Origin of the sequence: Acinetobacter calcoaceticus ANC 3811 (assembly GCF_000399665.1) — a bacterium.
In the GTDB taxonomy this organism is placed as follows: Bacteria; Pseudomonadota; Gammaproteobacteria; order Pseudomonadales; family Moraxellaceae; genus Acinetobacter; species Acinetobacter calcoaceticus_B.
This window is the reverse complement of record NZ_KB976986.1, coordinates 856,296-871,030: the sequence shown is the minus strand read 5'-3', so window position 1 is coordinate 871,030 and position 14,735 is coordinate 856,296. Positions and strand designations below refer to the sequence as shown.

General features: G+C 40.7%; 16 protein-coding genes. 1 reads left to right on the top strand and 15 read right to left on the bottom strand.

Features of this window, described 5'->3' with window-relative positions:
- Positions 1-39: 39 nt before the first annotated feature.
- The 15 genes from F935_RS05375 to F935_RS05305 all read right to left on the bottom strand — a co-directional run bounded on the left by F935_RS05375 (position 40) and on the right by F935_RS05305 (position 13,811).
- The gene (locus tag F935_RS05375) at positions 40-1,359 is read right to left on the bottom strand and encodes a carbohydrate porin (protein ID WP_016137968.1); all 1,320 of its coding nucleotides are present in this window, start codon (positions 1,357-1,359) and stop codon (positions 40-42) included.
- Positions 1,360-1,428: 69 nt separating this feature from the next.
- A complete protein-coding gene (locus F935_RS05370) occupies positions 1,429-2,883 on the bottom strand; it encodes a right-handed parallel beta-helix repeat-containing protein (protein WP_016137967.1) in 1,455 nt (484 codons plus the stop codon).
- Positions 2,884-2,902: 19 nt separating this feature from the next.
- Positions 2,903-3,730: a type I 3-dehydroquinate dehydratase gene (aroD, locus tag F935_RS05365; RefSeq protein ID WP_080645697.1), complete on the bottom strand. Its 828-nt coding sequence runs from the start codon at positions 3,728-3,730 to the stop codon at positions 2,903-2,905.
- A gap of 75 nt (positions 3,731-3,805) precedes the next feature.
- Positions 3,806-4,435, bottom strand: a complete 630-nt coding sequence (pcaG, locus tag F935_RS05360; protein ID WP_016137965.1) for a protocatechuate 3,4-dioxygenase subunit alpha — start codon at positions 4,433-4,435, stop codon at positions 3,806-3,808.
- A gap of 14 nt (positions 4,436-4,449) precedes the next feature.
- Positions 4,450-5,175 (bottom strand): protocatechuate 3,4-dioxygenase subunit beta, encoded by a 726-nt coding sequence (gene pcaH, locus F935_RS05355; RefSeq protein ID WP_016137964.1) that lies wholly within the window; start codon positions 5,173-5,175, stop codon positions 4,450-4,452.
- A gap of 10 nt (positions 5,176-5,185) precedes the next feature.
- Positions 5,186-5,599, bottom strand: a complete 414-nt coding sequence (gene pcaC / locus F935_RS05350) for a 4-carboxymuconolactone decarboxylase (RefSeq protein WP_005306044.1) — start codon at positions 5,597-5,599, stop codon at positions 5,186-5,188.
- 15 nt (positions 5,600-5,614) lie between these two features.
- A complete protein-coding gene (locus F935_RS05345; RefSeq protein ID WP_016137963.1) occupies positions 5,615-6,970 on the bottom strand; it encodes a 4-hydroxybenzoate transporter PcaK in 1,356 nt (451 codons plus the stop codon).
- 42 nt (positions 6,971-7,012) lie between these two features.
- The gene (gene pcaD / locus F935_RS05340) at positions 7,013-7,798 is read right to left on the bottom strand and encodes a 3-oxoadipate enol-lactonase (RefSeq protein ID WP_016137962.1); all 786 of its coding nucleotides are present in this window, start codon (positions 7,796-7,798) and stop codon (positions 7,013-7,015) included.
- On the bottom strand, positions 7,795-9,153 hold the full coding sequence (pcaB, locus tag F935_RS05335; protein WP_016137961.1) for a 3-carboxy-cis,cis-muconate cycloisomerase: 1,359 nt from the start codon (positions 9,151-9,153) through the stop codon (positions 7,795-7,797). The genes pcaD and pcaB overlap by 4 nt, the downstream gene beginning before the upstream one ends.
- A 2-nt stretch (positions 9,154-9,155) precedes the next feature.
- The gene (gene pcaF / locus F935_RS05330; RefSeq protein ID WP_016137960.1) at positions 9,156-10,367 is read right to left on the bottom strand and encodes a 3-oxoadipyl-CoA thiolase; all 1,212 of its coding nucleotides are present in this window, start codon (positions 10,365-10,367) and stop codon (positions 9,156-9,158) included.
- Between the two features lie 12 nt (positions 10,368-10,379).
- On the bottom strand, positions 10,380-11,033 hold the full coding sequence (locus F935_RS05325) for a 3-oxoacid CoA-transferase subunit B (protein WP_016137959.1): 654 nt from the start codon (positions 11,031-11,033) through the stop codon (positions 10,380-10,382).
- A gap of 18 nt (positions 11,034-11,051) precedes the next feature.
- Positions 11,052-11,723 carry a 3-oxoacid CoA-transferase subunit A gene (locus F935_RS05320; protein ID WP_005305950.1) on the bottom strand — a complete coding sequence of 224 codons (672 nt, stop codon included), beginning with the start codon at positions 11,721-11,723 and terminating at the stop codon, positions 11,052-11,054.
- 341 nt (positions 11,724-12,064) lie between these two features.
- The gene (gene ispD, locus F935_RS05315; protein ID WP_016137958.1) at positions 12,065-12,781 is read right to left on the bottom strand and encodes a 2-C-methyl-D-erythritol 4-phosphate cytidylyltransferase; all 717 of its coding nucleotides are present in this window, start codon (positions 12,779-12,781) and stop codon (positions 12,065-12,067) included.
- Positions 12,747-13,136, bottom strand: a complete 390-nt coding sequence (ftsB, locus tag F935_RS05310; RefSeq protein ID WP_004643028.1) for a cell division protein FtsB — start codon at positions 13,134-13,136, stop codon at positions 12,747-12,749. The genes ispD and ftsB overlap by 35 nt, the downstream gene beginning before the upstream one ends.
- A gap of 252 nt (positions 13,137-13,388) precedes the next feature.
- Positions 13,389-13,811, bottom strand: a complete 423-nt coding sequence (locus F935_RS05305) for a VOC family protein (RefSeq protein WP_016137957.1) — start codon at positions 13,809-13,811, stop codon at positions 13,389-13,391.
- 239 nt (positions 13,812-14,050) lie between these two features.
- On the opposite strand from F935_RS05305, the gene F935_RS05300 reads away from it, so the two are divergent.
- A complete protein-coding gene (locus F935_RS05300) occupies positions 14,051-14,728 on the top strand; it encodes a DUF421 domain-containing protein (protein ID WP_016137956.1) in 678 nt (225 codons plus the stop codon).
- The last annotated feature ends 7 nt before the right edge of the window (positions 14,729-14,735 follow it).

Sequence of the window (14,735 nt, the reverse complement as noted above, 5' to 3'; positions counted from 1 at the left end):
TGGGCCAGTTAAACTATGTCTAACCAGCCATCAACATTGTTAAAAATTGACTTTCACGCTTAAGCCCGCCACCCAAGCATCATCGATTGCTTTTACACCAGCAGGTTGATGGATATATTGAATGTTTGGACGTAACATAACGGCCGGAGACCATTGATAGGTATAATTCAACTCAACATTTAGTTCATCGTCTTGGATTGGAATATAGTCAGATGCAATCGCATCATAGCTATAATATCCACGACTTTCGTTCGTCGCGATCTGCTTATCTTTAGCACGATCATTGACCACATAATTGGCAATACCAAAACCAATCGAATCATTTGGACGGCTATCAAATGGCCCTTTATACCAAAGAGCGATTTGTTGTGTACTTTGAACAAAAGTCGTTGCTTTATCATTTACAACACCGTTCAAACTTACATATAAACCGCGTTTCGGATCTTCACCTTTATGGGTAAGTTGTTGCTGAGCATTAACCCAGAAACTTTGTTTTCCGTCATGAACCTTACCCGCGGTTTTAATATCATTCGCTTCTGCAGTTGAGTACAGCGCACCTACTCTATATTCACCCGGTAAACCATTAAAAGCAGCAAGTTTTGGTTTCCATGCGAGCTCAACTGGTATGGTTGCGCCCTTTACGTTGTTCATATCCAGATTAAAACCATCACTATTTGATTCGGTTTTAATGTTGTCTGGATTTACTTCATAAACACCGACACCCAAAGTCCACTCAGGCGCAAACTGATATTTAACGTTTGCTGCCCAAACACCGACTGGTGAGTTGTACCATATTGAACCAATTGATTTTCCTAGCTGCCCACCGCAAAGCAATAAGTTCTGAAACTCACATTGAGAACCATTAAAGTCTTCTGACATGCCCATACGGCCAACTTTGACCTGTACGGTATTATCAACAAAGCCTTTCTTTACCCATGCTTGAGACAGACGCCAGATTTTACCGCGGCCATAAATCTCTTGAGCATTACCTAATTGGCTAGAACGCGGGTCTTTAATACGCTCCAAAGTAAGCGCATTTCCGTCACGTTTAGTCACGACTAAACTGGCTGTTGTATCTTTCCACCCAGCAATCTTTTCTAAATCGAAGTTTGCACCTAAGGAAAGCTGAGCGGCATTTTCAAAAGTATTGCTGTCGTTGTAACCACCATCTAAATTTGTGGCACTTTGGCTCATAATAGAAGCTGTAAATTTATAGCCCTGTTGTTCTAGCTGCTGGCGTTCACCATTCCAGTCGCCTAGCAACCATTGACGATCTTGTGACCAAGGCTCATTAGCAAGCGCAAGTTGACTGCCTAATACAGCGATTGTTAACACACTCAGTTTCATTATATTTGGCATTTCAAGTCCCTTTTATCATTTCTATATTTCTATGCTGCGCCTCGGTTTGAGGCGCTTCCCTTATTGTTATTATTTAGTTTGTACGGCCGAACTAAGTTCAGACGTCGCTCCAAAACGATCAGTTACATTCGCTGTAATTGAAGCAACTTTGAGAGTTGGCTTCCAATTCGCTTTTGCATTGCCTTCGACATCTGTAGCAACGGTAACCGCTCCTAGATATTGCTCAGCTTCTTTTGATGCTGCATTTTGATTTCCAAAGAACTCAACTTGATAGCGTTGGTTTGGTAAACCATTAATTTCTACAGCAACTGAACCTTTATTAGCAGTTAACTTAGGTGCTTTAATGCCCTGATTCGGCTGAGCATTACAGTTTTGTTGATTTGGCTGAGTACATGTTTTTTGTTGCTTAGATGGATCAACAACTACGCCACCACCACGAGAACCGACAAAACCCTCGTGTTCAAGTGCAGGTACACCAAATACAATCGCACCTAAACGCTGATTTGGTACACATGAACCACCTGCTTCACAGCGTTTAATATCTTTACCATTGTCCCAAATCAGGTTTTTAGTCAATGTAATTTTTGCATTTGCATCTTTTTCCGAACGAATAGCAACACCAATACGGTTACCATGCACTCTATTGCTGTCAAGAATGTTGCCATCACCTGTCATATTGAAACCAATCGAGTTATTGGTCATTTCGTTGTAGGCGATATAGTTACGCTTGCCCCAGTTAATCTGTAAACCATCCGAGTAGTTTTCGAATTTATTACCGACTACGGCATTGTCATTACCCCACAAAATTTCAATTCCTTGTGATGGCTCTGGGTTTGCTTTCGTTGAAACAAAATGGTTATTCGCAATTAAGTTAAACGCAGCGCCACGTGTCAGTTCTAAACCATCACCATTGTCTTGGAAGATATTGTCTAAAACTTTGTTGTTATTGGTCGTTGTTGCAGTTGGGTTACCTTGCCCATCATCACCAGTAAGCATGACACCTGCACCACCATAATTATTACTAATACGGTTATGTTGAATAAGGTTATTGCTTGAACGGTTAACCAAAACACCAATACAGAAACGATGAATGTCTAGACCTTTTAAAGTGACATTGTTGACGTCACGTAGTACCAATCCCGGTAAAGTCATGGTACGGACATTTGTTCCGTATTGTTCAGGGTTTGCACCAGGACAAGCTTTTGCACCTTCGCCTTTAATGTAATTTGATCCATCAATTGCGATGTATTCACCAGTTTTATCCCACTCTGTACCAATAATTTTGACAGGTGCTTTAATTTCAGGAAGTGCGCTATTTAATTTAATCGCATAAGGTGCTTTACCTACAGCCTGAATCAAGATCTCGCTCGCTTCGCTTGAATTTGCATTGGCTTGTTCAATTGCCCAGCGTAAAGAGCCTTTATTGCTATCGTCTTGATAACGGTCAACAACATAAGTTTGTGCCGCAGTTATTCCTGAAACCATCAAACCTAATGCAAGAGTAGTTAAACGTAATGTATTCATTTCATCATATCCTTATGATTTATGGGTTTGTTGGCTGAACGGTTTTTAAAATCTGTTTGAGCTTAGTCACATCAATTTGACCTGGTGCAGAAGCCTCACCAATCATGCCAAAGCTATAACTTCCACCCATATTGGCAGTCGCAACACGAGAAATCGTACCAAGTTGTCCCATCGACATCGTTAACAATGGTTTAGTGGTTTGCTGGCTTACTTTTAAAGTTGCGTTCATTAAAGTGAAAACGTCTTGTTTAGATTTTGGCATTACGGCAATTTTTAGAATATCTGCCCCCATTTGATCTTGTTTTAACAAGCGTTTTTCAATTTCATCTTGGCTTGGCGTTTTTTGGAAGTCATGATTAGACATCACAATCAACACTTTCTTTTGATGTGCTTTTTGAACAATTTCTGAAACTACTTTTTGATCACGGAACATTTCAACATCTAACCAATCCATGAACGGATTTTTTAAATAGGCCTGATAAGTCTTGCCATAATCCACATCGCTAATTTCAAGCTGACCACCTTCGTTTTTGGTACGAATTGTGGCAATCATTGGTTTATTGCCTAATATCTTTTTCAATTCATGCCCCAAAGCAATCACTTGTTTTGTATCACTCGCAAAACTGAGTAAATCGATACGAAACTCTGCCAAATCAGCATCTGCTGTATTTGCAATGACTTGTGCTTGCGCTAAAGCTTGTTTTTTGGTTTTTGCTGTAATTGGAACAATTGTTTTAACTGCTGTAGTCGCAGGTTGTGTTTGAGTAGCTAAAGCAACAGGTTCAGCATTTACCTGTGCTGTAAAAAAAGGGAGTGCAAGCAAACTTAAGCTTAATAATGTTTTCATTTTCATCTCTTTCATACCATCCTTTAAAAAGGCTACACGCATCCATGGACAATCATGTGTAGCCTTAGGTGTTTCTTAAATATCAAAAAATACTGTTTCGTTATCGCCTTGAATACGAATATCAAAGCGGTAAACAATTTCACCATTTTCTTCAAAACGTTTTGCAATAAGCGTTTGGCGACGCGGTGCCCACTCAATGCTATTTAAAATTGGGTCATTGCCATTTGCTTCGGCTTCATCTTCAAAATAAACACGTGTATGAAGACCTAAGTTAATACCGCGAGCGAAAATGACTAATGCAATATGCGGTGCTTGAGTTGAACCTTTACGGCCTGCTGAAGCACCTGGCTTAATTGTATTAAAGCTCCAGATACCTGTTTCAAAGTCAGCACCAGTACGGCCCCAACCCTGAAATGCAGGATCAGCTTTTTGCTCACGCGTATCTGCCTGACTTGGGTAAATACCATTTGCATCAGCTTGCCAAATTTCGATCAGCACGTCACGCAACGGTAAACCTAATCCGTCAAATACCTGACCTTCAAGACGAATACGCTCGCCTTTTGTTTGGTCTTGTACTAACTGGTTATTAAAGTTGTTTTCAAACACTTCAATATTTGCTTGTTGTGGCAACAAACCAATGTGAACGTAAGGACCACCTGTTTGAGATGGAGTTTCTTTTAATTCCTGAAAATTCCAGTTATTCATGCTCGTGCTCCCGATTAAGTCAAATCATTTTCGAAGTAAGTCGCTCGACGTCCACGTAAAGTGATGTCAAAACGGTAACAACGGCTATCAGCTTCGATAAAGTTGTTTTTATCTTCTAGTGCAATCAATGCACGACGTTGATCTTCAGAAGGAATCGTTTTTAAAATCGGGCAAGTGTCAATTAATGTATCGCCTTCAAAATAAAACTGCGAAATTAGGCGCTGAGCCCAACCATCAGCAATTAAAGAGAAATGGATATGAGCTGGACGCCATTCATTGATACGGTTACGCCACGGATATGGACCTGGTTTAATGGTACGGAAAATATAAAAACCATTTTCGTCAGTTAATGTACGGCCACAACCACCGAAGTTAGGGTCCATTGCACCAATAAACTTATCGTTTGGATGGCGATAACGACCAGAAGCATTGGCTTGCCATACTTCTAAAAGTGCATTTTTTACAGGACGACCAAACTGGTCACGGACATAACCATGAACAATGACACGCTCACCAATTGGTAAACCATCTTTGGCATAGTTCAAAATCAAATCGTTATCTTTTGGGCCAAACAAATTTGAAGAAAAATGCGGTGAAGTAACTTCAGTTAAAGTCTCATTAATAGAAATCAATGCATTTTTTGGCGAACGTAAAACACTTGTCTTATAACCTTCTGCATATGCAGGTGGATGGTCTTCTGTATTACGTTGGGCGTAAGCACCCCAGCTATGTTGTGACATCTTTATCTCCTTAATCCTGTTCTTTTGCTGCAACTGAGTTGACTTCTATTCCCAACTCTTTAAAGACTTCTTCGGCCATATGCATTGCAGCATTTGCAGCAGGTAAACCTGCATAGAGCGAGCTATGTAAGATCAACTCTTTTAAATCTTCTTTGGTTACACCATTGTTGAAACAAGCACGTAAATGCATGCGTAGTTCATCTTCGCGGCCAAGCGCCAATAAAATTGCGATCGTCACTAAACTACGTGTATGACGCGGTAGGCCCGGACGAGACCACACCTCACCCCATGCATAACGGCTAATAAAATTTTGAAAATCTTGATTAAAGTCATTTAAGTTTTGCAAAGACCGACCAACATGCTTTTCACCCAAAACTTCAGTCCGCACTTCAATGCCTTGTTTGTAGCGTTGTTCATCATTCATTGTGATAGACCTCTATTAAGTTGCATCGGTATGCGCAACAAGTGATTTAACAAATACAGCAACAGCCGCAGCAGTCGCTGGAATTAGTAATAAACTGAGAATGGCAGTAAACGACCAATCATTACCAAGTAGTACGGCACCAATCCAAGCACCAAATACCGCACCGAAACGTCCAATACCTGTCATCCAAGAGACACCCGTTGCACGGCACTGCGTTGGATAGAAACGAGCACTTAATGCTGGCATTGAAGATTGCGCACCATTAATCGCGATACCTGCGCAAAGAACCAATACAGCAAGTAATGTTGAATTTCCTAAGCTTTGACCAACAGCAATCGCAAATAGACCTGCGGCAAAGTAGAAAATGGCAATGACTCGGTTCGGGTTAAATTTGTCCATCGCCCAACCAATAAACAATGCACTCACCACACCACCAAACTGGAACAAACCACCAATAAATGCAGCACGCTCCATTGAAGCACCAGTTTCACGCATGAGTGTTGGTAACCAGCTTGTAAGCAAGTAAACAACCACTAAGCCCATGAAATAAGTCAACCAAAGCAAAAGTGTTCCTTTCGCATATGGTTTAGAAAACATAATTCCAAAGACATTTTTCTTTTGAGCTGTTTCAGTTTTCTCTTCAGGAACATAAAAAGTGCTTACGTCTTGAACTTGAGTTGGCGCAATATGATTTAAAATTTTGCGTACTTTTTCAGGGTCTTTACCTTTAACAATTAAAAAGCGATATGACTCAGGTAAAAACACAATCACTAAAATCATTAAGATTAAAGGTGACCAACCACCAAGCAAAAATAGACTGTGCCAACCATAGGTTGGAATGAGCCAGCTACTAATAAAGCCACCTGTTGCCATACCTAAGTTGTAGCCACAGAACATACATGTCACCAGTAGTGAACGAATGCGTGTTGGACAATATTCAGAGAATAATGTGGTAGCATTTGGCATCGCTGCCCCCAGACCAATACCTGTCAAAAAGCGTAAAACGACAAGGCTATCTAGGTTAGTTGCATAAGCAGATGCCAAGGTAAAACCGCCAAAAATCAGCATTGATACGGCTAAAACAATTTTGCGACCAATACGGTCAGCTGTTGGGCCAGAAACCAAAGCTCCAATAATCATTCCACCAAGTGCAGCACTCATCACTGGGCCTAACTGAGAGCGATCAACGCCCCAGTCTTGAGCCAATGCTGGAGCGATAAAACCCATTGCAGCAGTATCGATACCGTCAGTAAAAATAATTAAGAAACAGATGATTGCGATCATCCATTGATACTTACTGAGTGGAGCATCATTAATGAGTACCTGAGCATCGATACTTTTATTTGGTGCAGCGTAATCCTGAGACGCCATATTTGCCTCCTTAAGGCCAATTCCTTTTAAACGACTAAGCTATTAGAGTTGCTGAATAAACCTAGTTAATTCCTGAGTAAATCTTTGCGGTTGCTCAATATTAGAAAGATGAGATGCTTCCAATTTAGCAATTTGACTGTTCTTGATAGCATTCTGCATAAACTCAGCATCTGCTACTGTGGTCACAGGATCTGCCGTTCCTACAATAAGCAATACCGGAACTTGGATTTGCGTAATTTCATCTCTTAAATCAGCATGTGCTAAAGCCCGACACGCATTGGCATAACCTTGTGCTGGTGTGTTTGCCAGACTTTGAATCGTCGTTTGTGCAACCACATTATGTTGATAGTCGAATTTTTCGCTAAACCAACGTGTATGCGTAGTTTTAACCAATTCAGCCAGTCCATTTTGTTCTACTGATTCTGCTCGACTCAACCACGCCTCAGCCTGTCCAATTTTTGCCGCCGAATTTGCGACAGTAATGCTTAGAAAGCGCTCTGGATAATGGATAGCTAACCAAAGCCCTGTAATTCCGCCCATAGAAATTCCACAAAAATGAGCTTTTTCAATATCTAAGGCATCTAAAATATCAGCAACATCTTCACCTAAATTTTGTAAAGATGATTCGGCGATCACATCACTTTCGCCATGACCACGTGTGTCGTATGTAATGACATTGAAATGACTTTTAAGCTCATTTACTTGCGGCTGCCACATTCCATGATCTGTTCCTAACGAGTTAGATAACACAAGTGCTGGAGCATCTTTTAATCCATCGGTATATACAGCGAGCTGTTTACCTTGTCGATTAGTTATAAGCTGTTTCACTTTATATCTCCTCCTTGTGCTTCTTGCAGAACAGCATCAATTTGAGCTTGAATGTTGCCCAAATAGTTTTCTGCCTTAAATATTTCCAAAATTTCTGTTTGAGTAAAATGTTCTTTTACTTCATCTAACTGACTAACAACCTCAGATAAATGCTGCTTTTGAGCCACGGCTGTTTTACAAGCTGCTTCAACAACATGATGAGCATTTAAACGTCCAATTTTTGGAGCAAGTGCCATCATGACAGCTTCTGCCATAATCAACCCGTTGGTACAGTCAAGGTTCTGCTGCATATGCTCAGCATTAACTTCGAAACCTTGTAAAACTTCACCAGTACGAGTTAATGCTCCAGCACAAAGCTGAAAAATTTCAGGGATTGCTAACCATTCTGCATGCCACGCGCCTAAACTACGCTCATGTTCCTGCACCATGCTTTGATAGATGCTAGACATAAGTGCTGGTACACGATTTGCTGCTGCAAGTACTGAGGCTGCTGCGACTGGATTACGCTTATGCGGCATAGTCGATGAACCACCACGACCCTTTGCAGTTGGTTCAAACAATTCTGCAATTTCTGTTTGCATCATGAGCGACCAATCACGTGCCATCTTGCCGGTATTCCCGACAATGATGCCAAGCACACTTGCGATTTCTACAATACGGTCGCGCTCACCATGCCATGTACTTGTCGGTACAGTCAGATTCAGCTCTTGAGCAAATGCACTGACCACAACTGAACCTTGATCTTGCAAAGAAGCTAGCGAACCCACAGCCCCACCTAACTGAGCAGTGAATACGCGTGATTTCATGGCTTGGATACGATCTAAATCACGTTTAAATGCAGAAGCCCAACGAGCGAGTTTATGCCCTAAAGTGATTGGCAAAGCTTGCTGTAACCATGTACGTCCAATCATGACTTGATGGCGATATTGCTTAGCTTGTTGTAATGCAGTGGTGTAGCAGAGTTGAAGTTGTGCTTCCACAATGTTTAACGCATCGCGGCATTGCAAAATACAAGCTGTGTCTAAAATATCCTGACTTGTTGCGCCCCAATGCACATAACGTGAAGCATCTTCATCTACATCTTTAACAATTGCCGTAAGTTGTTTTACAAATGGAATTGCGATATTTCCAGCTAAGCCAGTTGCTAAAGCCAGCGCTGGAAAATCAAACTTTTCTAGTGCCTGCTCAGCTACTTGGGCAATGGTATTAGCCGCATTTTGAGGAATCACGCCAACTTTTGCCTGTGCTTGAGCTAACGCAACTTCAACCTGAATCATATATGTGATTAAAGATGAGTCACTAAAGATGTCAGTGACGTCTTTTTGATAAAACAAGCTGGCATATAACTGGCTCATGATTAGACTCTCTCAATAATCAAAGCGATGCCTTGACCTACACCAATACACATTGAACATAAGGCATAACGACCGCCTGTTTGTTCAAGCTGGTTTAAGGCTGTGGTCACGAGCCGTGCACCTGATGCACCAAGTGGATGGCCTAATGCAATGGCACCACCGTTTGGATTTACCTTGTTGCTATCGTCTGGCAAGCCTAAATCACGGGTCACGGCCAAAGCCTGTGCAGCAAAGGCTTCATTCAGCTCAATCACATCCATCTGATCTAAAGTCAGGTTGGCTTGTTTAAGTAATTTCTTAATCGCTGGTGCTGGAGCAAAACCCATAATGCGTGGTTCTACACCCACTGCTGTTGAAGCAATGATCTTCGCACGTGGTTTGAGGTTGTAAGCTTGAACTGCCTCATCAGAAGCAATCAGCAGTGCAGCAGCACCATCGTTAATACCTGAAGCATTACCCGCAGTGACCGTGCCCTCTGCTTTGACAACAGGTTTAAGTTTACTTAAAGCTTCAAGCGTGGTTGATGCACGTGGGTGTTCATCGGTATCAATCACAACAGCATCACCCTTACGCTGAGGGATTTCAACTGCCATGATTTCTTTAGAAAAAAAGCCTTTGGCTTGCGCGCTTGCGGTGCGTTGTTGGCTCACCAAGGCAAACTGGTCCTGATCTGCACGATTCACGTTGAACTGTTCAGCCACGTTTTCGGCAGTCTGGGGCATGGTGTCTACACCATACAATTCTTTGAGTTTTGGGTTAACGAAACGCCAGCCCATGGTGGTGTCTTCAATCTTCTGGCTACGGCCAAAAGCACTGTCAGACTTACCCATCACATAAGGTGCACGGCTCATGCTTTCCACACCACCTGCAATCACCAAGTTTGCTTCACCGGCTTTAATGGCACGGGCAGCAATGGCAATGGCATCGAGTGAAGAACCACAGAGACGGTTAATGGTGGTTGCTGGTACTTGATACGGTAAACCAGCAAGTAGTGCTGACATACGACCGATATTACGGTTATCTTCACCAGCTTGGTTGGCACAGCCATAGATCACATCATCGACCTGTTCCCAATCTACATTTGGGTTGCGCTGCATGAGAGCTTTAATCGGCACAGCACCAAGGTCATCGGCACGGACAGGTGCAAGACCACCGGCATAACGGCCGAATGGAGTACGGATGGCATCGATGATATAAGCGTTTTTTAATGTCATTTCCCTACTTCCTTACCCTTGAGTCGCATCAATCAAAGTTGCACCAGTTAAAGCCTGTAACTCATCAAAGCTAAGACCTTCAATTTTTTCAAGCACCTTTAAACCATCTTGGGTCACGTCAATCACACAAAGATCGGTATAAATACGGTCTACACAGTTTTTTCCAGTTACCGGATAGCTCAGCTCAGCCACAATCTTCGGCTCACCTTGCTTGGTCACGTGATCTGTGGTGATAAATACTTTTTTAGCACCTACAGCTAAATCCATCGCACCACCTACCGCAGGAATCGCATCCGGTGCACCCGTGTGCCAATTCGCCAAGTCACCATTCGCAGCAACCTGAAATGCGCCCAGCACGGCAATATCAAGGTGACCACCACGCATCATTGCAAATGAGTCGCCATGGTGGAAAAAGCTGCCGCCTTCAAGCATGGTCACAAACTCTTTACCTGCATTAATCAGTTCAGGGTCTTCTTCACCTGCTGCTGGTGGCGGGCCAAAAGCCAACAGGCCATTTTCAGAATGAAGAAAAATATCTTTGTCGTTAGGTAAATAGCTTGCAATCTTGGTTGGTAAGCCAATACCTAGGTTTACATAGGCACCATCTGGAATATCTTGTGCCACACGTTTTGCAATCTGGTCACGGCTGAGTTTCTGGTAGCTCATGTTATTTCTCCTTATTGCTTACTGTGCGGGCTGTACTTGTACAACGTGCTGTACAAAGATACCTGGGGTGATGATGTGCTCTGGATCTAGTCCACCTAGCTCAACTACTTCAGAAACCTGAACAATGGTGACATCGGCAGCCATGGCCATAATCGGGCCAAAGTTACGGGCAGATTTACGGTAAACCAGATTGCCCCAACGATCGCCCTTATAAGCTTTAATCAGGGCAAAATCAGCCTTGATCGGATATTCGAGTACGTAATCTTTACCATCAATCTGGCGAGTTTCTTTGCCTTCAGCTAAAAGTGTTCCAAAGCCGGTTGGGGTAAACACAGCGCCAAGTCCCATACCTGCTGCCTGAATACGACATGCCAGATTACCTTGTGGTACTACTTCAAGCTCTACCTTTCCGGCACGGTACAATTCATCAAACACATAAGAGTCTGACTGACGTGGGAAAGAACAGATTACTTTTTTAACAGAACCAGCTTTAAGCAGTTTAGCCAGACCATAATCGCCATTACCGGCATTGTTACTCACAATGGTCAGGTCTTTAATACCCAGTTCAATTAGTCCATCAATGAGTTCAGCGGGTTGTCCTGCGGTACCAAAACCACCAATCAGAATGGTTGCACCATCTTTAATCTGCGATAGTACCTCGCTAAGAGAGGACTTACTTTTGTCAATCATTAGACAACTCCATTGTGCTCATTCAGGAAGAAATAGATAAGAGATTTAGGCACACTGAGGTAGAATGAACAGATAAATATTTCACTCAATCCTGAGTGTTTCCCTTAGATTTCCCTTTTAGACATTCTTGATAATTTTTATAATTTGATCTAGTTATCAAACCATGGTTTTGTTCGGTATAAATAATTTTTGTTCGATGATCGAACATTATCTAAGGTAGTTGTACGATCTTGATAAATCCTAAAACTTATCAATGTAAAAGAATATGAGTGGTTATAAATAGATATGTAGAAAACTTGCTTAGGCGAGCGAATCATCCAAGCAAGTTAAAAATAATAGAATTAAGACTGAGATTGCAGAATCAAACGTGCAAGTTCTAAATCATCAGGATAGGTAATTTTTATGTTATCCGAACGCCCCATTACGACCTGTACAGTCTCACCCATATACTCGAGAGCACTTGCTTCATCGGTAATAGTGACGTTATTTTCTAAAGCATATTCAATTGCTTTTTTGAGTTTACCGATTTTAGTAATTTGAGGAGTTTGAGCTTGCCATAATAAATCTCGGCTGACTGTTTTATCAATTTGATTGCCTGACTTAACCTGCTTTAAAGTATCACGAACAGGAATTGCTAAAATAGCACTCTCATTTGATTCAATTGCATTTGCCACAAGTGCACTTAAACAATCAATGGTTACACAAGGGCGAGCCGCATCATGCACAAGAACCCAGTCATTTTCATCGGCAAAATTTAAAAGATGATTTAACGCATTTAACACTGAATGAACTCGCTCAGCTCCACCAATGCAAAAATGCGCCTTATCTATATTTTGAAATGCGAGAGTCTGAGCAAAGGTATCTTGTGTACCAATTGCCAAAACATAACCATTTAACGGAAGTTGGCTTATACGGCCAATCGTATGTTCTAAAACAGTCCTATTCTGAATATATTGATACTGCTTCAATTCAGTTTTAGAAAAACGACTTCCCGATCCTGCAGCTGGAATCACTGCCCATAATTTAGTCTGGGATATCTGGGGATGCAGGTGTCTCATTCGTTTCCAAATCAACTTTAGCGTTCGGGTCAATATAAATAGGTTTGTAATGGGTACTGATTGTACTCATTTGAACAAATGTCTCGTGAGGTTTAACCAAACCAAGATCAAGACGGGCATGTTCTTCTATTGCTTCTGTACCATTTTTCAGGTCAAAAACCTCTGCCGCCAAAATACGGTTTCGTTCTTTAAGCTCTTCATTTACCTCAGCTTGTTGCTGAATTTGTTGCATGAGAGCTTGATGAGGGATATAGCCACCCTCACCTAACCAAAATTGATATTGCAGTATAGCTACTAAAACAATAACAAGTAGCAATATCAGTTTGCTTGAAGTGGATCGAAATACTTCTAACATATCATTAAGATTTTTAATTAAAAACTTTCGTTAAGAGTTTGTATTGTATAGTAATTAACAAGTAGCATGCGCAATTCCTGCAAAAATTTAAGCAAAATTATTAATGGGCATATTACTTTAATTGACCATTGTGACATGTTTCATTTTGTCAAAAAAGAATGGAATTTGAAAGGGAAATAATATTTATAAGTACAATTGCTTATAAATCAATCTCACCCCATAATTTTTAGCTATCCTACAAACCAAAAGTATTTACCTTAACCATGGGGTTACGGTCAAACCAATTAAAATTCCTTCAGGACTTAAGAATCGTGTAACAGCTTGTCCCCAAGGCTCCAGTCTATTATTTACAAGAAGTTCATAACCTTTTGAGATCATTTCATTTGATGCCAATTTCAAATTTTCAACCTCAAATTCGATCCAACTTTGAGGAATATTCAAATGAGTGGGCCAAATATTTTGGCCAAAACAAGAATCAGCTGCTTGAGATAAAGGCCATAAAGCAAAGTGTTTTACACCTTCTAGACTACCTTCATCAACTAACATATAAGATTCATTACCTTCCATTTTCTTGAGCGGCAAACCTAAAGTATTTAAATATAATTGCTTACTCGTATTATCATCACAAGTTATAGGACCATAACCTGCCACAAATAGAATATTTATTGGATGCATTATAATTAACCTAGTTATTTTAAAGTAAAATTCACTTATATCGTGTTTAACTAAATAATATATATTTAATTAAAGTTTAAATCATAAAAATACAGCTTAAATAAATCAGAAATACAAACATATAACACCACAAAATTCTTATATTTTTAACCAATAACTACTTAAAAAGTATATTTTTTATATTTTTAATTTGCTAAGAATTTTATAAAGACTTCTTCCGCCTATTAAAAGGAGAAAAAATGGATTTTTTTAATATTTTCATAGGTGACACGACCTGGACCTTCGTTCTAGAAATTTTGGTTCGATGTTTCGTCATGTTTATCATTATTATTAGTTTTTTAAGACTATCAGGTAAACGAGGTATTCGCCAACTTTCCCTTTTTGAACTCGCAATTATTTTATGTTTAGGTTCTGCTGCTGGTGACCCCATGTTTACCAAGGACTTACCTATCGCGCATGCTTTAGTCGCTTTTATTGTTATTCTTTTTCTCTATCGTCTTGTAACTTGGGCGATGGTGAAGCATAAAAAAATTGAAGATCTATTAGAAGGAAAGGCTCTCTGCGTGGTTAAAGATGGACTTTTAGTCTACAAAGATTTCCAAAAACAATCCTATTCACATGATGAGTTTTTCTCAGAGATGCGCCAACAAAATGTTGAACATTTGGGCCAAGTGAGAACAGCTTTATTAGAGTCTGATGGCATCCTCAGTTTATTGTACTATGAAGATGAAGAGGTACAATGGGGACTCCCCCTATTCCCTGATGCTTATTGCAAAGCTGACGTACTTAAAATCAATACTTTTTATTCATGTATGAAATGTGGCGAAACTAAAATTCTAAATACACTCGATCAAGAGTGTTCTCGTTGCAAACACCATAGTTGGGCTAAGTCGTTAAAAACCCGTCGTCTAGGATAATAAAAAC